Source organism: Edaphobacter aggregans DSM 19364, from assembly GCF_000745965.1.
Classification (GTDB): Bacteria; Acidobacteriota; Terriglobia; order Terriglobales; family Acidobacteriaceae; genus Edaphobacter; species Edaphobacter aggregans.
Genome location: NZ_JQKI01000014.1, coordinates 29512 through 51647, shown reverse-complemented (window position 1 = coordinate 51647; position 22136 = coordinate 29512). Strand labels below are relative to the sequence as shown.

Here is a 22136-nt window from a genome sequence, read left to right as displayed (position 1 = left end):
ATGGAGCCCTTCGATGCCTGAGACTGTTGTTCCTGCTGCCATTACGCCACCAACCGCCCGCCGCGAGCCGACTCCCACCACGATGCACGGCCAGACCCTCCCGGACGACTATCGCTGGATGCGCGACAAGGGGTCCGCCGAAGTCATCGCATATCTCGAGGCCGAGAACGCCTACACCGCCTCCGTCATGAAGCCCACGGAGGAGTTGCAGGCCAAGCTCTACGCCGAGATGCTCTCGCACATCAAGGAGACCGACGAGTCCGTTCCTTTCCGAGAGCGGGGCTGGTACTACTACACCCGTACTGTCGAGGGCAGCCAGTACCCGATCCACTGCCGCAGGAAGGCCGTCGACGACGCCTACGACACCTTGCAGCCCGAGCACGTGATCCTCGACGTGAACCAACTCGCCGAGGGACAGGCCTTCATGGCCGTCGGCGGCATGAGCGTCAGCCCTGACGGAGAGAAGCTCGCCTACTCGACCGACAACACTGGCTTTCGGCAATACACCCTGCACGTCCGGGATCTCACCACCGGCGCCGAGCTGCCGGACACCGCCGAGCGCGTCGGCTCGCTGGTCTGGGCAGCCGACTCGCACACGCTCTTCTACACCACCGAGGACGAGATTACGAAGCGGCACGACAAGCTCTTCCGGCACCGGCTGGGCGATTCAACCAAGGACGACGCGCTGATTTGCCAGGAGCACGACGCGCGCTTCAACCTCGCCGTCGGCAAAACGCGCGACGGGAAGTACCTGTTGATGGAGGCCGGAAGCCACACCACCAATGAGTGCAGCTACCTTCTCTCCGACACGCCCGGCGGAGTTTTCCTGGTGATCGCACCGCGCCACGACGAGCAAGAGTACTACGTCGATCACCGCGACGGCCTCTTCTACATCCGCGTAAACGATACCGGGAAGAACTTCCGCGTCGTCACGGTGCCGGTCGATGGAGGTGGCCGGGAGGAATGGCAGGAGTTCATCCCCGAAAATAAAGATGTTCCACTTGAAGATTTCGATATATTCAACTCATTTTGTGTAAGTTCCAGGCGAGAACTTGGACTCACGGCCCTAGAGGTCGCGGAGTTTGGCCCGGACGGAAAGCTCGGCGAACCGAAGAAGATCAGCTTCCCGGAGCCCACCTACACAGCCATGGGCAACGTCAATCGCGAGTTCGTGAGCGACAAGTTCCGCTACAGCTATCAGTCGCTGGTCGCCCCTGCGTCGATCTACGACTACGACGTGAAGACCGGAACCTCCAACCTGCTGAAGCAGCAGGAAGTTCCCGGTGGATTCGACTCGTCGCGGTATGGGTCAGAACGCCTCTGGGTTACGGCTTCGGATGGAGTGAATGTGCCGGTGTCGGTGGTTTATCGGCGCGATAGCTTCCAACGCGATGGCACGAATCCTCTGTATGTCTACGGGTACGGCTCCTACGGGTATCCGCTGCCGGTGGGTTTCAGCCCGGCACGGCTCTCGCTGCTGGACCGCGGCGCGGTGCTCGCCTACGCGCACATCCGCGGAGGCGGCGACCTGGGCGACGCCTGGCACGACGCCGGAAAGATGATGGTGAAGCGGAACACCTTCACCGACTTCATCGCCGTCGTCGAGTATCTAGTCTCGCAGAGCTATGGCGCCAGGGATCGCGTCGCCGTTGAGGGCGGAAGCGCGGGCGGCCTCCTGATGGGCGCCGTCGTCAATGAGCACCCGAACCTCTTCCGCGTGGTGCTGTCGCACGTGCCGTTCGTCGACGTGATGAACACCATGCTCGACGCCACGCTGCCCCTCACCGTCGCTGAGTACGAGGAGTGGGGAAACCCGAACGAGCCGGAGGCCTTCGCCTACATGCGGTCGTACTCCCCGTACGACAACCTGAAGACGGGCGCCTACCCGGCGATGCTGGTGAAGACCAGCCTGAACGACTCGCAGGTGATGTACTGGGAGCCGGCCAAGTACGTGGCAAAGCTCCGCACGCTGAAGACCAACGACACTACCCTGCTGCTGCACATCAACATGGACGCAGGCCACGGCGGCGCCTCAGGCCGGTACGACTACCTAAAGGAAATCGCGTTCGACTACGCGTTTCTGCTGCGGGAGTTGGGCGTAGCGAGCTAGACCTTGGAGGTCTCCGCCTCTTCCACCTTGTCGCCCTCTCCGGGTGCGAGGAAGAGGTTGGTCTCGAGGCCATGTTGCCGCATATACAGGTCGTAGTAGCGGCCGCCCAAAGCGTAGAGTGTCTCGTGGGTCCCGCGCTCGACGATGTTGCCTGCTTCGACAACGAGGATCTGGTCGGCGCGGCGAATCGTCGACAGCCGGTGGGCGATCACGAAGGTCGTTCGACCCTGCATCAGGTGATTCAGTCCGCCCTGGATCATAGCCTCGGACTCGGAGTCGAGCGAACTGGTTGCTTCGTCGAGGATGAGGATGCGCGGGTCGGCGAGAATGGCTCGCGCGATCGAGAGCCGCTGGCGCTGGCCGCCGGATAGCTTGACTCCGCGCTCGCCGACGATCGTCTCATACCCCTCGGCGAATCGCTCGGCGAACTCGTCGACTCGCGCAATGCGGCAAGCCTCGAGGAACTGCTCCTCGGTCGCTGCGGGGTGCGAGAAGAGGATGTTCTCGCGGATGGTGCCGTCGAAGAGAAAGGTCTCCTGCAGCACGACGCCGAGCTGGCTGCGATAGCTCGAGAGCCGTACCGTCGCCAGATCGATCCCATCGACGAGCACCTGGCCGCGGATGGCGGTGTGGAAGGCGCAGATCAGCGAGATGATGGTCGACTTCCCCGAACCCGAAGATCCGACCAGCGCCGTGACCGTTCCCGGGTGTGATTCGAAGCTTATGCCATGCAGGACAGGCTTGTCCGGATCGTAGGCGAAGGTAACGTCGCGGAAGGCTATGTCTCCTTGAATGGTGCCGAGCTCCTGGGTGCGCCGGGGATCGGCGTCCTCGGCATACTCGGAGAGGATCTCCGTGGTGCGGTCGAGTCCCGCGACGGCCTCGGTCATCTGCGTGCCGATCGAGACAAGCTGCACGACGGGGGCGATCATGAACGCGAGGAACATCACGTAGGTAACGTAGCCGCCCGTCGTCAGGCGGCCGGCGATCACCTGGTGCGCGCCCAGGTACATGATCAGCGCACCGACGAGGCCCAGCACTGCCGTGGAAGCCAGCGACATCAGCGACTGCGCGGTCAGCGATGAGATGACGTTCTTCAGCAGGCGGTTGGCGCCGGAGGCAAAGACCTTCGCCTCGCTCTCCTCCGCATGGTAGCCCTTCACGACACGAACGCCACCAAGCGATTCGGTGAGCCTGCCCGTCACCTCAGCGTTGATCTTTGCCCGCTCGCGGAAGATAGGGCGGATGGTCTTGAAGGCGCGCTGCAGCAGGAGTCCGAAGATGACCAGAATGACGAACGTGACCAGCGTCATCTCCACGCTGAGGTGAATGAGGTAGCCGAAGGCGAAGAGCGCCGTCAGTACACCGCCGAAGAAGTCGATGACTCCGGTTCCGATCAGGTTGCGTACACCCTCAACATCCGTCATGATGCGGGCCACGAGCGTCCCGGTACGATTCTCGTCGTAGAAAGCGACCGGCAGCCGCCCGATGTGCTCCTGCACCCTCATGCGCAGCTCGGCGATCAGGCGCTGGCCTTCCTTCGAGAGCAGTTGCGTGAGCGTGAACGAGGTAATGCCCTGCAGGATGGTGGCAGCAATGACCACCCCGACGATGATGGGCAACAGGTGAAGCTGATGTTTGCCCATCACGTTGTCGATCAGGTAGCGCGTCGACGCCGGCAGGATGAGTCCGCTCGCGCGATTGATGACCATCAGCAGGAAGCTTCCGCCGAGCAGCCAGCGCCGCGGCTTCATCAGCTTCCAGATCTCCGGCAGTACCTTCTTCAGCTTCGGCTTCGGCCGCGAGGCGCTGAGATCGGCCGACGTGGCCCGTGCCGTGCCGCGGGAGGGACGGTCGGCAGACTTCATTCCTGGGGCTCCGAAGCTGGAGGGGCCAATCGAGGACATCTTAGAGGCAGTGTACGCCTGTCGCGGTTTAGAGGCGCGCGTGGCCTGGGTGTCGTCGCAGATGTGGCAAGTCTCGTCCATAGCAGGCAGCAATGCGAAGGCCGGCGTCGCGGTCGAGTGCTAACTGGCCTTTATACGCGCGTTGATGAAGGAACGCACGCAGAAGAGCACATAGATGAGGCACAGCAGCGACATCGCAGCCTTCTCGAGAATAGCCGCCGGATGCGGAAACTCGACGCCGCGCGAGAGACGAATGCTGTCGATGGCCGCCGGAATGGTCCCGAGAAAGGCGAGCAGCGCGACTGTAACCGAGATGTGCATCCAGAGCATGCGCTTCTTGGAGTCGGTCGTGTTTGCCATGACGCCGAAGAGGATAAAAATAAGGCCCAGTGCGGCCGGAATGAGTGCCGTAGGATGTTCGCTGCCGGTCGAGACAAAGCCAATGACGGCGAGCAGGATCAGTAGGACTCCGAAGACGATGGTCAGCTTTGCCATGAGAATTTTCGCTCCGTGACGGTTGGATGTTCCTTGATGGATGAAGGCTCAGGATACCTGATTGGCGTGGCTATCTGTGGATTCAAAAATCTCGGCCGCGGAATCCCAGGCATTAAGACGCTGCGGCCTTCTTCACCGCGGCAACAACCTCCTCCGGCTTCCAGTCATTGGTCGGGTACCACGCGGCGATCCTGCCGTCCTTGCCTATAACCGCCGTCGACAGAGAATGGTTCAGGGTCTTGTTCTCGCCCGGCGTCACACCAACGCCGAAGAACTGGGTCACCTGCGCAAGTTCCTTCTCCGGAGGAGCGGCGAAGTCCCAGTGCTTGAATGTCTCCTTCGTGTAATTGCCCGTGTAGGCTCCACCGTAGCTACGCAACACGGCTGGGGTGTCGTAGGCCGGATCGAAGCTGATGCTCAGCAGATGCGTCTGGCCATAGAGCGCGGGATCCTCGCCGAGTGTCTTGTCGATCTCCGCGAAGTTGCGGCTCATTCTCGGGCAATAATCGGCCAACGGGCAGCGCGTATAGATGAAGGTGGCCACCAGCACCTTGCCCTTGAACTGCGAGAGGCTGATCGTCCGGCCACTCTGGTTCAGCATCCGGAAGTCGGGAACGGCATCGCCAACCTGCGGGGTGTGGTATTGAACCGGCGGCTTGTAATCGGGCCGCGCCTGCGCGATGACGACGATGTTGTCCAATTCGGCATCGCGGAATCCGGACGCGTCCTGCTGCACGACGATGCGAGCGGTGATGCGGTCGCCGGGATGCAGTTCGCTCACGATGCTGGGGTCCTTCAGCTTGTAGGCCATCGTCATCGCTTCCATAAAGCCGGGCACTGCCTCGTGGTCGAGCATGACGTGGGTGGCATCCGTGCTGAGAACCTTGCCCCGCACCGGAAACGTCTTCTCCAGGTACTCCGCGGCGATCTTCGGGGAAGGACTCGGGCGGCATCCTGAGGTCTGAAGCGCCAGAACGGCGACAACGAAGGCGAGGGCAACGGCGGAAAGCTTCTGGGGCACGGAAACAGACTCCTGCACTATGATACGTGCGCCTCCGTGCAGTTACTCAACCAGAGTCGCAGGCGCTTTTCCGGCGCCGCCAGGCGTATAACCGAAGTGTATGAATGGGACCGACCTGCCGGTAGAGCTGCCTCGTCCGATCGCCGACGCGCTCGACCGCGGTTACACCGTCGTTACAGCAAACCAGCGGGCGGCACGCACGCTTCGTGTAGCCTTCGACCGCAGCAAGCACAGGCTGGGCCTGGCGAGCTGGCAGCCTGCGGCAGCGCTGGCCTGGGACGCTTGGACAGCAGATCTGTGGCGAAGTCTCCTCCTCGAAGGACAGGCATCCGACCTGCTGCTGAATCGCACTCAGGAACATGCAATCTGGCGTGGCATCATCAGTACCGACCCGGAGATGCAGAGCACATTGCGCTCCCCGGACTCGCTCGCCGAGCTGGCAGCAGACGCATGGCGCTTACTCGCCCGGTACAACGGACTGCAACGGCTGCGGGGAACCTGGGCGAACCCGGAGACAAGAACGTTCCAGCGCTGGACAGCAGAGTTTGAGCGCCGCTGCCGGGCCGAGAGGCTGCTGCCGCAAGCCTCGCTGGAAATCACCCTCCGCACAGCCATCGAACAGGGCCGGCTGCGCCTTGCGGGAGCCATCGCACTGGCTGGCTTCGACGAGATGACGCCGGCTCAGCGGAGACTGATCGAGGCCGTTACCTCCTCAGGCACGCCTGTCGAGGAGCTATCCATCGCAGCCGCCGCGCCAAAGGCCCGCTCGCTGACGTGCGCCGAAGACGAACGCCAGGAGATCGCCGCAGCCGCGCGATGGGCGCGAAGGCTGCTCCAGAACCATCCGGAGGCGCGAATCGCCCTGATTGTTCCGTCCCTCGAAGATCGGCGATCCTCGATTAACCGCATCTTCCGCGAGGTGTTGGCTCCGGAACTGGAAGACATTGCGGCACCGAACAACGCCGCTCCCTACGAGTTTTCGCTTGGCGTAACCCTGGCCGAGACCCCGATGGTTCGCGTCGCGCTTGACCTGTTGCGCTGGGCGACAGCACCGCTGCCGATCGAACGCATCAGCGCTCTGCTCGTCTCGTCTCTGTTTGCCATGGCCGAGCAGGAACTCAATGCCCGCGCTGCCTTCGACGCTTTCGAGCTTCGCAAGGCGAAGATCCTTCGCCCGGAGGCCTCGCTTGGTTGGCTTGCCGATATGGTCGCAAGCTCGCGTCGAAGGCAACAGCTGACCTCTCTGATCAGCACTCTGCGAACAACGGTCCACTTCGCTGAAGGTCTGTCTGCAACCGGCGAGAGGCGCTCGTACGGAACCTGGGCCGACGCCATGCGCGAGTTCCTGCAGGCAGCACGATGGGGACGCGGCACGCAGGAGGACAGCATCGAGTTCCAGACCCGACGCAAGTGGGAGAGCGCTCTCGACGAGCTGGCGACGCTCGACTTCGATGGCGCGCGCGTCGATTTCGCACAGGCCAGAGCCGCGCTCGAGCGAATCACTCGCCTGACGATGTTCGCCCCCGAATCGCGCTACGCCGCCGTGCAGATCATGGGTCCCCTTGAGGCCGCAGGCAGCAGCTTTGACGCAGTATGGTTTGCCGGAGCCTCCGACCTCAAGTGGCCCGCGAGCGTCTCAACCAATCCTCTGCTGCCCTGGCCGCTGCAGCGCGAACTGGGAATGCCGGCAACGGACGCAGCCGCGGATGATGCGCGCGCGCGACGCATCATGCAGCGTATCGTCGAGAGCGCGCCAACGGCCATCTTCAGCTACGCCGCAGAGTCGCCTGACGGAAAGCAGCGCCCCTCGCCGGTGCTGGACGTACTCCATCTCTCGACAGTCGACATCGCGGAGATCGCTCCTGCCTTGATGGAGCCCGCCGTTGTGTCACTCGAAGAGTTCACCGATGTCACTCCCATTCCTCCTCTTCCGGATCGCATCGTCCGCGGCGGAGCTGAGATCCTGCATCTCCAGGCCGCCTGTGGCTTTCGTGCTTTTGCCGAACGAAGGCTGTGGTCCGCAGAGCTGCAAGAGCTCGAGCTGGGGATGGACGCACGCGAGCGCGGCACCATCATCCACCAGACGCTCGAACACTTCTGGAATGAAGTCAGGACTCAGGCCTCTCTCAAAGAGATGACGCGAGAGCAGCGCCAGACTGCACTCAACCGAGCCATCGATCACGGCCTGCGGCATGCTTCAGCGACAGCAAAAGGCTGGGACAAGGCCTACGTGGACGTGCAGCGTGCAAGGCTTTGGAACCTTCTCGACCCCTGGCTCGATCTCGAACTGGAACGCGATCCGTTCTCCGTAAAGCTCAGTGAAAAGAGCTTTGATGATGTGCGAATCGGCCCCTTGCGGCTGAAGATCCGCGTCGACCGTGTGGACGCTGGCGAGAGCGGCGAGACCATCATCGACTACAAGACAAGTATGGCAAAGCCCTCCGACTGGCGAACAAGCAGGCCTGACGAGCCCCAGCTTCCTCTCTATGCAGTGCTCGCAGCCGACGCGCAACCGGAGACGCAGCTTGCCGAGGTAGCGTTTGCGCGCATACGGCTTGGCAAGGAGATGGCTCTCGACGGTTTCACCCGCAAGGTGACATCCGAACGCAACAAGGCGAAGCCGCAAACGATCTCTCTCGATGAGCAGATAGAAGAGTGGCGAAGCGTGCTAACCAGCCTCGCCGAAGCATTTCATCATGGCGACGCCCGGGTCGACCCGAAGAAGTACCCCAACACCTGCTCTTACTGCGCGCAACGAATCTTATGCCGGCTCGACCCGGTAGCCTTTGACGAGGACTTTGATGAAGAAGAGGCCATCGGTACCGGAAATGGGTGAGCTGTTCGTCTTCCCTCCCGCGACAGAACCCGCAGAGCCGGCGCGCAGCACGCAGCCGCCCGACTTGGCCGAGCGCGAGCAGGCGCTCGACGTCACGCAGTCGTGGATCGTCGAAGCCCCCGCCGGCTCCGGCAAGACCGGGTTGCTGATCCAGCGCTACCTCAAGCTGCTCGCCCTGCCTGGCGTCGAGCAACCGGAGCAGGTGCTGGCGATCACCTTCACCCTCAAGGCGACCGGCGAGATTCGCGAGCGCGTCCTCAATCAGCTCGAGCGCGCCGCTGGCCCGGATGATTCGAGAGATGACTTCGCGCGCCAGACTCGCGCACTGGCCCAGGACGTGCTCGAACGCGATCGCGCTCTGGGATGGGGCCTGCTCGATCATCCGCGCAGGCTCAACGTCCGCACCATCGACTCCATCTGCGCAGAGATCGCTCGCGGCCTTCCCGTGCTCTCGGGTGGAAGTGGTCTATCGCCCGTTGAGGATGCCACCTCGCTCTACCGGCTGGCCTCGGAGCGAACCCTGATGCAGCTCGGAGGTTCGGACGCGGAACTCAGCAAGGCGCTGCGACTCCTTCTGCTGCACCGCGACGGGAACCTAACCCAGCTCCGCGATCTGATCGGCGAGATGCTCGCGCTTCGCGATCAATGGGGACGGCTCGTTCCGCTCGGCCGCGAGATGCTCGAAGATGCCTATCTCGACGGAACCGTGCTCCCGCACATCGAGCGCGCACTCGCGGACGCAATCTGCGCCGAGCTGACGACGTTCTCACGCAGCATGCCCGACCATGTACTGCATGAGCTCTCAGCTCTCGCCGGTGAACTCGGACAGAACGAAGGCCATGGAGGACAGGCATCTCAGATCGCCGTCTGCGCCGGAATCTACGAAGCTCCCGGCGAAACAGCCAGTCACCTCGAGCGTTGGCGCGCCCTCATCCACTTACTCGTCACCAGGAAGATTGAATGGCGATCCGGCTTCAACGGCAACCACCTCGGCTTCGTCATCGACAAGCAGCAGAAGGCGCGCCTGAAGGAGATCATCGATCAGTTGAGGGGCCGCGAAGATCTTCTCACCGCCTTCAAGCGAGTCAATGCACTGCCACCAGCGATCTATCCTCCCGAACAGTGGCGAGTCGCAAAGGCTCTCTTTCGCGTTCTATACCGCGCGCTCGCCGAGCTTCAGGTCGTCTTCGCCGAACGCGGCGAGTGCGACTTCACCGAACCCGGCCTGCTGGCTCGCACCGCACTTCGCCGCGATGGCGCAGCGCTCGAGACTGCCTTGGGGACAAGCCTTCAGCATCTGCTCGTCGATGAAATGCAGGACACATCGACCAGCCAGTACGAGCTGATCGAGTTGCTTACCCAGGGATGGGACGGCCGCAGCCAGACCGTCTTTCTCGTCGGCGATCCCAAGCAGTCGATCTACCTCTTCCGGCAGGCGCGCGTGGAACGCTTCATCCGCACCATGCAGCAGCAGCACCTCGGCGAGCTTGAACTCGGCTGTCTCCGCCTCACGGCAAACTTCCGCTCGCAGCGCGATCTCGTGAACGCCTTCAATCAGGACTTCTCGATGCTCTTTCCGCGCGAGGTCGACGACGATCACCCCGAAGAAGCGCCCTACGTTGCGGCCGAGCCGGTACGCGACTCCTCGGTCAACGGCGCGCGCAGCGTTGTCTGGCATACGCAGATTCTTCCGTCCGGCCTCTCGCAGGAGGAGAAACACTCTACTCAGCGACGGCAGACGAGAATCGAGGCGCTCCACGTTCGCAGAATCATCGAGGACTGGCGCGCGCGACCAAACCCCGCCAATCCTGATGTTCCCTGGAAGATCGCCGTCCTCGTGCGCAGTCGAAATCATCTCGCCGATATTGTGGCCGAACTCAAGCGCGACGAGGGCTCCGGCGCAATTCCCTTCCGCGCCGTCAACATCGAGTCGCTCAGTGAACGGCAGGAGGTTCTCGATCTGTTCGCGCTCACTCGCACTCTGCTTCATCCTGCCGATCGAGTGGCATGGCTGGCCATCCTGCGCGCGCCGTGGTGCGGCCTGGAGCTCGCAGAGCTGCACGCACTCACAGGGGCCGACGACCCCGATCTTGCCGATTACACCCTCGAGGAGCTCCTCGCCGAACGAGGCCATGAGCTGAATCAGCAAAGCTGCGCGAGACTCGAGAGGCTCTGGTCCGTTCTGCGTGCCGCGGCTGCGCAGCGCTCCCGCGTCCTGGTCGCCGAGTGGGTCGAACGAACCTGGCGGTCCATCGGCGGCGACGTTTATCTCACCCCCGAGGAGAAGACGAACGCGCGACGATACTTCGAGTTGCTCGACGCCATCGAACAGAAGGCCGGAGCGATCGATCTGGCGCAGCTCGAGCATCGGCTCGGCGAGCTCTACGCCGAATCGGCCGCCTCTTCGGAAGCCGTCGACCTGATCACCATTCACGGCGCCAAGGGCCTCGAATGGGATGTCGTGCTCGTGCCCGGACTTGCCAGAAAGAGCCGCACCAGCCGCGGACGGCTGCTCACATGGAATGAGATGCCCTCAACCGACAAAGATTCCGCGCAGGTACTGTTTGCGCCTATCGCCGGCAAAGGACGCGACTCCGAGGCGCTTAACGACTGGCTCCATCGAATCCAGAGAGCGCGTGAGGACGCCGAGTGCCGCCGCCTCTTCTATGTCGCATCCACCCGCGCGCGCGAAGAGCTGCATCTGTTCGCCGCACCTGCCGAAAAGATGGACGGCAGCATCAGCCCCGCCGCCGGTAGCCTACTGCAGGCTGCGTGGCCGGCTGCCGAAAGACACTTCGTCGACACGCAGGTCTCCGCCAAGCCTCTTATCGCACCTGTCATACCGTTGCGCCCCTCGGCTCCCGCAAGCCTCGTGCTTCCCGGGCTTGCGGCAGAGGACGACGAACCATCGACGGCCAGGCTGCGCCGGCTCCCCCAAGATTTCCGCGCGCAGGGCCATTTCCAGCCTGCTGTGCGGATCATCCACGACACGCCAGCTACCACACCTCTCGCGCGATTTGATCGTCCCGAGGGGTCCTTTGAGGCCCGGGCCTTTGGCAACGCAGTGCATGCCCTGTTCGAATCACTCGCCGCGCGACTCGCCGCCGGCACGGAACCGTCAGCGCTCGCAGCGGAGATCGCCTCCTGGGGACCGCGCATCGCCGCCATCCTTCGCAGCAGCGGGCTCTCCCCACAGGCGGTCGAGCGCCTCAGCACTCGCGTCAGGATTGCGCTCCAAACAGCACTCAAGGATTCTGCCGGCGTCTGGGTCCTCAGCGCACACAAGGACGCCGCCAGCGAGCGTGCACTCACCTCATGGGATGAGGTGAGCTCCAGTGTGCGGCTGGATCGCACCTTCCTTGCCGGCCCCGAACCGTTTACTCCAGGCAACGATCATCTGTGGATCGTCGACTTCAAGACAGCCCAGCACACAGGCCAGGGCCTCGAAGCATTTCTCTCCAGCGAGCGTGAAAAATATGCGCCGCAGATGGAGGCCTATGCGCAGATGATGCACAATAGTGGCGGCGTTGGCAGTATTCGCCTGGGACTCTACTACCCAATGCTCCCCAAACTGATCTGGTGGACCCTGCAAACCAGAGTGAGCGCCGCTACTGCACAGGCGTCACATGGTGCCGAACATCGGCTCCGCGAACCCAGAAGATGACATCTTCGGCAATGTTGGTGGCATGATCGCCCACACGCTCCAGGTTCCTCGCAATGATGAGCGCATTCAGCGACTGCGGCGTCAACTCCGGTCTCTCCTTGATGAGCGTACTCAACGCTTGGTACGCCGCATCGTTCATCTCATTCACCTGGTCGTCCATCCGGAAGACCGTGTCCGCCATCTCCGCGTCACCTTCGATGAAGGCCTGCAAAGCCTTGCGAACCATCGCCGAGGCGAGTGAAGCCAGCTTCGGGATATCTACGGGAAGGTCGATGTTCGCAAAAGCTCCCATCTCCCGAACACGGACCGCGATGTTCACTGCCTGGTCTCCCACGCGCTCCAGATCGGCGTTGATGCGGATGACCGCTAGGATAAAGCGCAGGTCGATCGCCATGGGCTGCTCCATCGCCAGCAGGTCCAGCGCCATCTGGTCGATCTCGCGCTCCAGGCGATTGATTGCAGGCTCTGACCGAAACACCAATTCGCAGATGCTCAGGTCACGCGTGCGGTACGCTTCGATGGAGCGCTGAATCGCCTGCTCGGCCATGCCCGCCATCACGAGGAGCAGCTCTTTCAGCTGATCGAGGCTCTGGTGAAATTTGACCCGCATCAACCAAACCTCCCCGTAATGTAATCTTCCGTGCGCTTGTCGCGGGGGTTGGTGAAGATCTTGTGCGTCGAGTCGAACTCAACCAGCTTGCCGTTAAGGAAGAAGCCCGTATTCTCAGCCACGCGCGCCGCCTGCTGCATATTGTGCGTCACGATAACGATCGTGTACTGGCTCTTGAGTTGGAAGATCAGGTCTTCGATCTTAGACGTCGAAACCGGGTCAAGAGCTGACGCCGGCTCGTCCATGAGCAACACCTCCGGGTCCACGGCAAGCGCGCGCGCGATGCACATACGCTGCTGCTGGCCGCCGGAGAGCGAGGCGCCGGATTTCTTCTTCAGCTCATCCTTGACCTCCTCCCACAACGCCGCCTGCTTCAACGACCGCTCCACGGTCTCGTCCAGAATCCGGCGATTACGGAAGCCGTTCAGCTTCAGACCGCTGATCACATTATCGTAGATCGACATCGTCGGAAACGGGTTCGGGCGCTGAAAGACCATGCCCACGCGCCGGCGGATCTCCACCGGCGAAGCCTCGCGGTAGATGTCGATCTCACCCATCTTCACCACGCCCGTGGCGCGCGCGATCGGATTGGTCTCGTGCATGCGGTTCAGGCAGCGAACGAAGGTCGACTTGCCGCAGCCCGAAGGACCGATGAGAGCAGTGGCGTGGTTGGCGGGAATATGCAGGTTAATGTCCTGCAGGGTGTGGTTCGTTCCGTACCACGCGTTCAGGTCCTCAACTAGAATGCCGACTCCCACTAACTTCCTCCCTTGAGTACGCCGCGGTTGGCATAGATGCGGACCAGTGTTACCGAGACCATAATCAAAACGATGAGAACCAGCGCGCCCGCCCACGCCAGCCTGTGCCACTCGTCGTAAGGACCAAGGGCATAGACGTAGATCTGAAGTGGAAGGGCGGCGATAGGTTCATTGAGCTTGACGCTCCAGAACTGATTGCCGAACGCCGTAAAGAGCAGAGGCGCCGTCTCGCCGGCCACGCGGGCAAAGGCCAGCATACAACCGGTGATAATACCAGGCGAGGCTGTACGGAGGCCGACCGAGATCACCGTCCGCCACTTCGGCACGCCCAGGCCAAGCGCCGCCTCGCGGATCGCATGGGGCACCGTCGCCAGCATCTCCTCCGTCGTCCGCGTCACAGTTGGAATCATCATGATCGCCAGCGCCACACCGCCGGCAAACGCCGAGAAGTGCCTTCCCTGCACCAGCAGCGCGAAGACGGCGATGCCCATCACGATCGACGGGACGCCATTCAGCACATCGGCCGTAAACCGTATCGCGTTGGCAAGAAACGTCCCCTGGCCGAACTCGGCAAGATATACGCCTGCGGCGATGCCGATGGGAATTCCCATCACGCTTGCCAGGGCGAGAATGATGCCCGAGCCGACGATCGCGTTCGCCATGCCTCCACCCTCTTGGCCGACCGGTACAGGCACATCGGTAAAGAAGGCCAGGTTCAGCGAACTCGCGCCCTTATACACCAAGTAGAACAAAATTGCTGCGAGCGGCAAAAGAACGATGAGGGTTGCGGCAATGGAAAGCGAACCTACGACGTAGTTCATCACGCTGCGCCAGACGCTGTTCATGCGCATGGAACGCGACTGAAAGTCGATCGGTTCGCGAAGCGGATTGACCGGCTGCGTGCTCATCGTCAGGCCACCCTTCCCGGTGCGCCACGCGTCACCGCCCACACCATCAGCCGTGCAATGGCATTGACCACAATCGTCACAAGAAAGAGCGCCAGGCCAATCTCAATCAGTGCGCTCACGTAGAGAGAACTCGTCGCCTCGGAAAACTCATTGGCGATCACGCTGGCCAGCGTGTAGCCGGGAGCAAATAGGCTCTTGCTGATCTCCGGATGGTTTCCAATCACCATTGTGACCGCCATCGTCTCTCCCAGCGCGCGCCCAAGGCCGAGCATGATCGCGCCGACGATGCCGATCCGCGAGTTGCGGAGCACTCCGATGCGGATCATCTCCCACCTGGTCGCGCCCAGCGCAAGCACCGCTTCGCGCTGGCTGTTCGGAACCGCCGTCATGATGTCGCGAGTCAACGACGAGATGATCGGAAGAACCATGATGGCAAGGATGAGGCTAGCCGTCAGGATGCCCACGCCAAAGTTCGGGCCCTCAAAGAACCCCGACCAGCCCAGCGTCTTCACCAGAAAGGGTCCAATCATATCGCGCATCAGCGGGACCAGGACGAAGACTGCCCAGAGACCATAGACCACACTGGGAATCGCGGCCAGCAACTCCGTGAGAAACGAGATCGGCGCCCGCAGCGGCATCGGACAAAGCTCTGTCAGAAAGATCGCGACACCGAGAGCTAGCGGCACCGCGATGGCAAGCGCAAGCAGCGAGGTAACCAGCGTTCCGTAAATGAATGGCAACGCGCCGAAGTCTCCGGAGACTGGGTCCCACGCCTGCGTTGTGAAGAACTTCCATCCGAACGCCGCCAGACTCAGGTGCGAACGCAGAACCAGGATCGTGAAGATAAACAGCACGATGACGAAGATGCTGCATGCGCACAACAACATTACCGCGGCGAAGCTTGAATCGGCCACACGCCCGCTTCCCCGCGAGTTCAGAAATGCACGTATCGGCGAGATCACTGCGGGCACCGTAGCGGCTGCTCCCGGCTGGGACGCAGGTGCTGGCACCGCTACCAGCGGCGGCGGGATGGACGGTGATGCACCGTTTTCTTCTCTGATACTCATGCGCCTGGGATCAAAAATCAGGGTGTGGAGAAACTTCGAACTGATTGTCGGCGGCGCCGATCTCTCAACGCCGGTGAAAACAGATAAGCCGCATGTGCGCCGGATGCATCTCCGAGCGCACATGCGGCGGTTCCGCTATTTGATCTGCGTAATCGTCTTGCGAACCATGTCCTGCACCTGCTTCGGCAACGGAGCGTAGCTCAGCGAAGAAGCCTCGCTCTCTCCATGATCCAGCATCCAGTTCATGAAGCCCTTGAGAGCATCGGACTTCGCCGCATCGGTCGAGTGCAGCGGAATCAGCAGCCAGGTGAAGCTCGAGATCGGATACGAATTCGGCCCAGGAGCATTCGTAATGGAAACCCGATAGTCTGCAGGCATCGTCTTCGCGGCGGCGGCGGCGGCAGCGGTTACACCGTCAGTCGTGGCCTTTACGAACTTGCCCGAAGCATTCTTCACCGAGCCGAACGGCATCTTGTTCTGCAGCGCGTAGATCAACTCGACGTACCCGAACGAGTACGGAGACTGACGAACCATCCCGGCAACGCCCTCGTTGCCCTTCTGGCCAATGCCCGTTGACCACTTCACTGAGGTGCCCTTTCCAACCTTCGACACCCAGTCCGGGCTCACCTTCGACAGGTAATCGGTGAAGATGTACGTCGTGCCGCTGCCGTCGGAACGATACACCGGGAGGATCGGCTTGTCCGGAAGGCTCACGCCAGGATTGTCCTTGGCGATGCGGCCGTCGTTCCACTTCGAAATCTTGCCGAGATAGATGTCGGCAATCACGTCACCGGAGAAGTTCAGGTCCTTGTTGACCCCGGGCAGATTGTATACCGGAACGACCGCGCCCAGCACGGTGGGAATGTGCTGCGTCTTGATCTTGGCCTGGGCAATCTGCTCGTCGCTCATCGGACCGTCGGTCGCACCGAAGTCTACCGTACCCTCCGAGACCTGGCGAATTCCGCCGCCGGAGCCGATGGACTGGTAGTTGATCTTTACATTCGGATGCTGCTGGCTGTACTCGGTGAACCACTTGGAGTAGATCGGGTACGGAAAGGTCGCTCCCGCTCCGTTGATATTCTGCGCACTCGCTCCAAGCGTGGCCAGCGCCAATACGCCCGCTGCAATAACGTTCCGTTTCACTCTTCCCCCTCAGATTTCAGGCCACCAGACACACCTGACCCGCCTCTTCTTAGTCTGAGGCGCAATTGTTACGGTAACGTTACATCGGAATGAAAACGATAAGAAACACTGCTAGATAACGGCGGTCTCCGCCTTCGGCAGAGTGAAAAGAAACGTGCTTCCGGCGTTCAGCTCGCTCTCCGCCCGAATGCTCCCACCTTGCGTCTGGACCACGTGACGGGCGATCGCCAGCCCCAGCCCCGTCCCCCCGGACTCCCTCGACCGCGCCTTGTCCACCCGGTAGAAGCGCTCGAAGATCCGGGTCAGGTGCTCGGAAGCAATCCCCTGACCAAAGTCCCGCACACTGAACTCGACCGCCTCAACCGGCTCCGAGACCTCTCGGGCGCTCACCACCACCCGGCTGCGGCCCTCGCCCTTCGTCTTCCCGTACTTGATGCCGTTCTCGATCAGGTTGCTCAACACCTGGACGATCGCATCCTGGTCGGCAAAGACCTCGCAGCAGGTCGTCTCCCCGATCTCCAGTACGGCCTCCTCGTCCTGCACCATGCCGCTCATCGCCTGAACAGCATCGCGTACAAGAGAGTCCGCCCGCACCGGCGCCGGATGCAGCTCTTGTTCCGAGGACTCCACCCGCGCCATCACCAGCAGGTCCTCGGTCAGCCGGTTCATCCGCGTTGCATTCTTGTGGATCGTCGTCAGAAACTCGCGCGCCTGGGGGCTCAGGGACGCCTCATGGTCCAGCAGCGTCTCCACATAGCCGGTAATCGAGGTCAGCGGCGTACGCAGCTCGTGACTCACGTTGGCAACAAACTCGCGCTGGGTGCGCTCCACCTGCTCGATCCGGGTAATGTCATGCAGCACTGCGACCGCGCCGCCTCCCGGCATCGGCGAAGCGGCCACCTCAAAGATCCGCCCCGGCAACAGCGACGTCGACCTCCGCTCGCTCACCGCGCGCTGTTCGAGCGCCACCTTCACGCAATCCAGCACCTCCGGATCGCGAATCGTCTGCACCAGCGCATGGCCCACGCGCACCGCGCTCGAGAAAGAGGTTCCCGGAATCAGCCTTTGCATCCTCTGATTGGTCCACTGAATGCGCCCCGCCTGGTCGACCGCCACCACAGCGTCCTGCATGCTGTCGATCATCGCCTCAAGCTCGCGTCTGCTCTCTGCGGCATCGTTCAGCACCCGCTCCACGTGGCCTGAGGCCAGCGTGATCGCCTGCGCCAGACCATCGAAATCACTGAACTGAGAGTGCAGTGCGCCCACCGGCCGCTCGGCGATCGCCGCCGTCGAGGTTTGTAGCAGCGCAATACTGCGGCGCACAGAACGCGACAGCAGAAATGCGTTCACCGCCGCCCACGCCAGCACCAGCAGCGTGCCCACGATCCATCCCAGCGGCGTAAACCACACCTTCATCAGGGCAACGAAGGCCAGGGCGATCGTCATCCGGACAAAGAACGAGAAGAACAGGCCGCGCGTCACTAGCTACCCCTATGCCGGGACCTGTGCCGTCTTCGGAATCTCGAACCGGTAGCCGGCCCCGCGCATAGTCTTAAGGTAACGCGGCGTCTCGGCGTCGATCTCAATCTTTTCGCGGATCCTCCGCACATACACGTCTACCGAACGCGGCGTCACGAACCGTGCGTCGCCCCAGACCGCATCCAGAAGGTGGTCGCGGCTGAAGACCCGCCCAGGATGCCGCGCCAGGTAATCCAGCAGGCGGAACTCGGTCGCCGTCGTCGTCACCAGATCGCCGTTCACCCGCAACTGCATTGCGCCGGCGTCGATCTCGATGTTCTCGAACTTCACCACCGAAGGGGCCGTCGGGCGCTCGAACCGACGCAGCACCGCCTTTACCCGCGCCACCAGCTCCCGCGTGCCAAATGGCTTGGTGATATAGTCATCGGCTCCAAGTTCAAGGCCATGAACGCGATCGTTCTCGGCCGCCCGCGCGGTCAGAAAGATGATCGGTACAACGCTTAGAGTTGGATTCTGCCTGAGCCTGCGGCACAGGTCCAGCCCATCCCCACCGGGCACCATGATATCCAGCAGAAACAGCGCCGGCGGTTGCCGCTCGGCGTCCTGAAGTATCTGACCCACCGTCAGGTACGGACGAACCGTGAATCCTGCGCTTTCCAGGTGGTATTGCACCAGCCGGGAGATGTCGGCATCATCTTCCAACACAAAAATCGTCTGATTCAAGTTGCTCGACCTCAATACAAATGCGGGACGTTTCCGTCTATCAGCTTAGAACATCGATGTCCATACTTTGCAAACGTTTGATGAATCGTTGATAGCTGGCCCACGACATCTTCTCTACGTATACTGGCAGGGCAACCTGCCACAACCCCGGATTTGTTCTGATCGGACTCGAACCGTATGGCACAGAACTCCCACCTTATTCTTTGCGTGGACGACGAACTCGTCGGACTCAGGGTCCGGAAGATCCTGCTCGAGCGCGCCGGATATCACGTTCTGACGGCATTGGATGGCGCCTCCGGCCTGACTCTCTTTGAAAAGGAGCCAGTCGACGCCGTCGTCCTCGACTACTCCATGCCCGGCATGCACGGCGGCGAGGTCGCCGGCCGCATGCGCCTGATCAAGCCCCGCATCCCAATCCTTCTGCTCTCCGCCTACATCGGCCTGCCCCCTGAGGTCACCTCGCTGGTCGATCTCTATATGACCAAGGGAGAGGGTGCCCCCGTGCTTCTGCAGAAGCTCGAAAGTCTGCTACAACCAGTGAGCGCGCCTTAGTACCGCCGGGCGAACGACGAGAGGGCCGTGAACCTTACCCAGTTCAATCAAATTCTGCGGCAGGCCTTCCTGCTACCGGTCATTGCCCTGCTGATCACTGCCGGAGCCCTCTACTGGCAGATACGCAACGCCAACGAGACCGTCCACCTGATCCAGGAGACCGACAGCCGCATCGCCCAGGCCGCGCAGGTGGGAAACCTCATCGCCGACCAGGAATCCGGGCTCCGGGGCTACGAGACTACAGGTGACGAGCGCTTCCTTGGACCTTTTGCCGCCGCGGAGAACCGCCTGCAGAGTGAGTTCGACAACCTCGCCGCTCTCTCCAGCGGCGACGTCGTGCAGAAGCGCACCGTCGAGGAGCTTCGCAACGAATACCAGACATGGCACGACGCCTTCGCCCTGCCCATAATCGCCACCGTCCGTGCCGGCGGACAGACCAACGACGTCAACCTCAACCTGTACGGCAATAGCCTCATGGAACAGGTCCGTCAGGACCTCGATGCCATCACCCAGCACGCTGAGGCCCGCCGTGCCGTGCGCATCGTGCATTGGCGCCGTCAGCTCCGCAACATGCTCGAGGCCCTCCTTGCCATCGCTCTCGGCATGGGAGTCCTCCTCGGGCTGTTCATGCGCAACCGCCTCCATGCCGTCTCCGCCGCCTACAGGACGTCGCTCGAGGTCCTCGGCCGCCGAGCCGAGGAGATATTCCAGTCCGAGCAGAAGCTCCGAACCACCCTCGCCTCCATCGGCGACGGCGTCATCACCTGCGACCCCGGGGGCTGCATTCAGATGATGAATCCCATCGCCTGCGAGCTCACCGGCTGGTCGCAGGCCGAGGCCGTCGGCCTTCCGCTCGAAGAGGTCTTCCATATCGTCAACGAGCGCACCGGCGAGCCGGTCGAGACTCCCGTCGCCAAGGTCAAGCGTCTCAACGCCGTCGTCGGTCTCGCCAACCACACCGCCCTCGTCCGCAAGGACCACACCCGCATCATCGTCGCCGACAGCGGTGCACCCATCCGCGATCAGACCGGCGCCACCGTCGGCATCGTCCTCGTCTTCCGCGACATCACCATCGAGCGCCGCACCCAGGAGGCTCTGCTCGCCAACGAGAAGCTCGCCGTCGCCGGCCGCCTCGCCGCCACCATCGCACACGAGATCCACAACCCCCTCGACTCCGTCTCCAACCTCCTCTACCTCATGCGCAACGGCGTCTCCGAAGACGAGTCAAAGCAGTTCATCGACATGGCCGAACGCGAGCTGGCGCGCGTCACCCAGATCAGCCGCGCCATGCTGGGCCTCTACCGCGAGTCCCGCGCGCCCGTCCAGGTCGACCTCAAGGAGATCCTCGAAGATATTCTCCTCCTCATGGAACATCGCTTCCTCGAGCTCGGCATCACCGTCCACACAGACCTGCCCAGCCCCGTCCCCGTCGATGCCTTTCCCGCCGAGCTCCGCCAGGTCTTCACCAACCTCATTACCAACGCCGCAGAGGCAGCCAGCCCCGGCGGCGAGGTCCGCGTCAGCGCCTCCACGCTGGCTGCCGGAATCAGCAGCGCAGGGCAGAAGATGCCTCCCGGTGCACTCGTCATCATCGCCGACAACGGCGCCGGCATCTCCGAAGAGGTGCGCCCCCACCTCTTTCAGCCCTTCTTCACCACCAAGGGCGAGCACGGAACCGGTCTCGGCCTCTGGGTCAGCCGTGGCATCATCCACAAGCACGGCGGAACCATCGACCTCGCCAGCGATACCGGCGAATCGGCCCACGGAACCGTCGTCAGCGTCTTTCTCGCCGAAAAGCCCGTCGTCAACGCCGTGCCGAACTAGCCACGCAGCGCACGCAGCTCAGTCGCAATAACCCCAGTCGCCTCCTCACACGCCGCCCTGCTCACGTCATAGTGCGTCACAAAGCGCACCGCATGCGGCCCGATCGCGCTCGCCAGCACACCCTTCTGCTTCAGTGCCGCGCAGAACGCCGCAGCATCCGCCTCGCCGCGCAGCCGGAAGATCACGATATTCGTTTCGACGGAGTCCAGATCGATCTCTGCGCTCGCCTCCTTCGCCACCGCCTCAGCCAGCAGACGCGCGTTTGCATGATCCTCCGCCAGCCGCTTCGGCATCTCGTTCAGAGCGATCAGCCCCGCCGCCGCCAGCACACCGGCCTGCCGCATTCCTCCGCCCAGAGCCTTGCGAAACACGCGCGCCCGCTCGATCGCTTTCGCGCTCCCGACAAGCATTGAACCCACCGGCGCTCCCAAGCCCTTCGACAGGCAGAACATCACCGTGTCGAACCCTGCCGTCAGCTCCGCAACGCAGACCCCAAGCGTCGTCGCCGCGTTGAAGACCCTCGCGCCGTCCAGGTGCACCGGCAGCCCGGCCTCTTTCGCCCCGCGCCCTATCTCCTTCATCAGATCCAGCGGAGTCACCGTCCCTCCGGCCATGTTGTGCGTATTCTCCACGCACACCAGCCCCGTAGGCTGTCGGTAGTAGATCTTCGGCCCGATCGCCCGCCTTATCTTCTCCCACGTCAGAACCCCGCGCTCTCCCTCCACCGTACGCGCCTGGCAGCCCGAGAACGCCGCCATCATGGCCATCTCCCAATCCAGAACATGCGACCGCGCCTCGCAGATCACCTCCTGCCCGTGCTCGGTGTGCAGCCGGATTGCGATCTGGTTGCCCATCGTTCCCGTCGGCACCAGGATCGCAGCCTCTTTGCCGAAGACACCAGCCGCCTCCTTCTCCAGCTGGTTCACTGTCGGGTCTTCGCCATACACGTCGTCGCCCACCTCGGCCAAGGCCATCGCCTGCCGCATCGCGGGCGTAGGCCGCGTTACGGTATCACTGCGCAGATCGATCATCGTTCTCC

Annotated in this window: 16 protein-coding genes; 5 read left to right on the top strand and 11 right to left on the bottom strand. The window is 62.4% G+C overall.

Features of this window, described 5'->3' with window-relative positions:
• Positions 1 to 13 precede the first annotated feature (13 nt).
• The gene (locus Q363_RS06745) at positions 14 to 2110 is read left to right on the top strand and encodes a S9 family peptidase (protein ID WP_035348888.1); all 2097 of its coding nucleotides are present in this window, start codon (positions 14 to 16) and stop codon (positions 2108 to 2110) included.
• Here Q363_RS06745 and Q363_RS06740 read toward each other — a convergent pair.
• The 3 genes from Q363_RS06740 to Q363_RS06730 all read right to left on the bottom strand — a co-directional run bounded on the left by Q363_RS06740 (position 2107) and on the right by Q363_RS06730 (position 5533).
• Positions 2107 to 3978, bottom strand: coding sequence for an ABC transporter ATP-binding protein (locus Q363_RS06740; RefSeq protein ID WP_425387632.1), 1872 nt, complete (start codon positions 3976 to 3978; stop codon positions 2107 to 2109). The two genes, Q363_RS06745 and Q363_RS06740, sit on opposite strands and share 4 nt — an antisense overlap.
• Before the next feature lie 159 nt (positions 3979 to 4137).
• Positions 4138 to 4512: a hypothetical protein gene (locus Q363_RS06735; protein WP_035348885.1), complete on the bottom strand. Its 375-nt coding sequence runs from the start codon at positions 4510 to 4512 to the stop codon at positions 4138 to 4140.
• A gap of 112 nt (positions 4513 to 4624) precedes the next feature.
• A complete protein-coding gene (locus Q363_RS06730) occupies positions 4625 to 5533 on the bottom strand; it encodes an SCO family protein (protein ID WP_035348883.1) in 909 nt (302 codons plus the stop codon).
• Between the two features lie 100 nt (positions 5534 to 5633).
• Between Q363_RS06730 and Q363_RS06725 the strand changes: the two genes are divergently transcribed.
• Both Q363_RS06725 and Q363_RS06720 read left to right on the top strand, forming a co-directional pair.
• A complete protein-coding gene (locus Q363_RS06725; RefSeq protein ID WP_035348881.1) occupies positions 5634 to 8369 on the top strand; it encodes a PD-(D/E)XK nuclease family protein in 2736 nt (911 codons plus the stop codon).
• On the top strand, positions 8335 to 12033 hold the full coding sequence (locus tag Q363_RS06720; RefSeq protein ID WP_084080097.1) for a UvrD-helicase domain-containing protein: 3699 nt from the start codon (positions 8335 to 8337) through the stop codon (positions 12031 to 12033). The genes Q363_RS06725 and Q363_RS06720 overlap by 35 nt, the downstream gene beginning before the upstream one ends.
• Here Q363_RS06720 and phoU read toward each other — a convergent pair.
• The 7 genes from phoU to Q363_RS06685 form a co-directional block, all read right to left on the bottom strand.
• On the bottom strand, positions 11978 to 12643 hold the full coding sequence (gene phoU, locus Q363_RS06715; RefSeq protein ID WP_035348878.1) for a phosphate signaling complex protein PhoU: 666 nt from the start codon (positions 12641 to 12643) through the stop codon (positions 11978 to 11980). The genes Q363_RS06720 and phoU overlap by 56 nt on opposite strands.
• Entirely contained in the window at positions 12643 to 13401 is a 759-nt protein-coding gene (gene pstB / locus Q363_RS06710) for a phosphate ABC transporter ATP-binding protein PstB (RefSeq protein WP_035348877.1), read from the bottom strand. The genes phoU and pstB overlap by 1 nt, the downstream gene beginning before the upstream one ends.
• Positions 13401 to 14309: a phosphate ABC transporter permease PstA gene (pstA, locus tag Q363_RS06705; protein WP_035348875.1), complete on the bottom strand. Its 909-nt coding sequence runs from the start codon at positions 14307 to 14309 to the stop codon at positions 13401 to 13403. The genes pstB and pstA overlap by 1 nt, the downstream gene beginning before the upstream one ends.
• A gap of 2 nt (positions 14310 to 14311) precedes the next feature.
• Entirely contained in the window at positions 14312 to 15376 is a 1065-nt protein-coding gene (gene pstC / locus Q363_RS06700) for a phosphate ABC transporter permease subunit PstC (RefSeq protein ID WP_035348873.1), read from the bottom strand.
• 135 nt (positions 15377 to 15511) lie between these two features.
• Entirely contained in the window at positions 15512 to 16519 is a 1008-nt protein-coding gene (gene pstS, locus Q363_RS06695; protein WP_035348872.1) for a phosphate ABC transporter substrate-binding protein PstS, read from the bottom strand.
• A 111-nt stretch (positions 16520 to 16630) separates the two neighbouring features.
• Complete coding sequence (locus tag Q363_RS06690; protein WP_035348870.1) at positions 16631 to 18001, bottom strand: sensor histidine kinase; 1371 nt, start codon at positions 17999 to 18001, stop codon at positions 16631 to 16633.
• A gap of 9 nt (positions 18002 to 18010) precedes the next feature.
• Complete coding sequence (locus Q363_RS06685) at positions 18011 to 18721, bottom strand: winged helix-turn-helix domain-containing protein (RefSeq protein WP_035348869.1); 711 nt, start codon at positions 18719 to 18721, stop codon at positions 18011 to 18013.
• 177 nt (positions 18722 to 18898) lie between these two features.
• Between Q363_RS06685 and Q363_RS06680 the strand changes: the two genes are divergently transcribed.
• Together Q363_RS06680 and Q363_RS06675 are read left to right on the top strand one after the other, a co-directional pair.
• Positions 18899 to 19273 (top strand): response regulator, encoded by a 375-nt coding sequence (locus tag Q363_RS06680; RefSeq protein WP_035348868.1) that lies wholly within the window; start codon positions 18899 to 18901, stop codon positions 19271 to 19273.
• A gap of 27 nt (positions 19274 to 19300) precedes the next feature.
• The gene (locus Q363_RS06675) at positions 19301 to 21097 is read left to right on the top strand and encodes an ATP-binding protein (RefSeq protein ID WP_035348867.1); all 1797 of its coding nucleotides are present in this window, start codon (positions 19301 to 19303) and stop codon (positions 21095 to 21097) included.
• On the opposite strand, the gene Q363_RS06670 is transcribed toward Q363_RS06675, so the two are convergent.
• The gene (locus Q363_RS06670) at positions 21094 to 22128 is read right to left on the bottom strand and encodes a threonine aldolase family protein (RefSeq protein ID WP_035348866.1); all 1035 of its coding nucleotides are present in this window, start codon (positions 22126 to 22128) and stop codon (positions 21094 to 21096) included. The genes Q363_RS06675 and Q363_RS06670 overlap by 4 nt on opposite strands.
• Positions 22129 to 22136: the final 8 nt, after the last annotated feature.

Excerpts from the sequence above, each read along its gene's own strand:
- Q363_RS06745 (WP_035348888.1), top strand. The coding sequence starts at position 14 with ATGCCTGAGACTGTTGTTCCTGCTGCCATTACGCCACCAACCGCCCGC.
- Q363_RS06740 (WP_425387632.1), bottom strand. The coding sequence starts at position 3,978 with ATGAAGTCTGCCGACCGTCCCTCCCGCGGCACGGCACGGGCCACGTCG.
- Q363_RS06735 (WP_035348885.1), bottom strand. The coding sequence starts at position 4,512 with ATGGCAAAGCTGACCATCGTCTTCGGAGTCCTACTGATCCTGCTCGCC.
- Q363_RS06725 (WP_035348881.1), top strand. The coding sequence starts at position 5,634 with ATGAATGGGACCGACCTGCCGGTAGAGCTGCCTCGTCCGATCGCCGAC.
- Q363_RS06720 (WP_084080097.1), top strand. The coding sequence starts at position 8,335 with ATGAAGAAGAGGCCATCGGTACCGGAAATGGGTGAGCTGTTCGTCTTC.
- phoU (WP_035348878.1), bottom strand. The coding sequence starts at position 12,643 with ATGCGGGTCAAATTTCACCAGAGCCTCGATCAGCTGAAAGAGCTGCTC.
- pstA (WP_035348875.1), bottom strand. The coding sequence starts at position 14,309 with ATGAGCACGCAGCCGGTCAATCCGCTTCGCGAACCGATCGACTTTCAG.
- pstC (WP_035348873.1), bottom strand. The coding sequence starts at position 15,376 with ATGAGTATCAGAGAAGAAAACGGTGCATCACCGTCCATCCCGCCGCCG.
- Q363_RS06680 (WP_035348868.1), top strand. The coding sequence starts at position 18,899 with ATGGCACAGAACTCCCACCTTATTCTTTGCGTGGACGACGAACTCGTC.
- Q363_RS06670 (WP_035348866.1), bottom strand. The coding sequence starts at position 22,128 with ATGATCGATCTGCGCAGTGATACCGTAACGCGGCCTACGCCCGCGATG.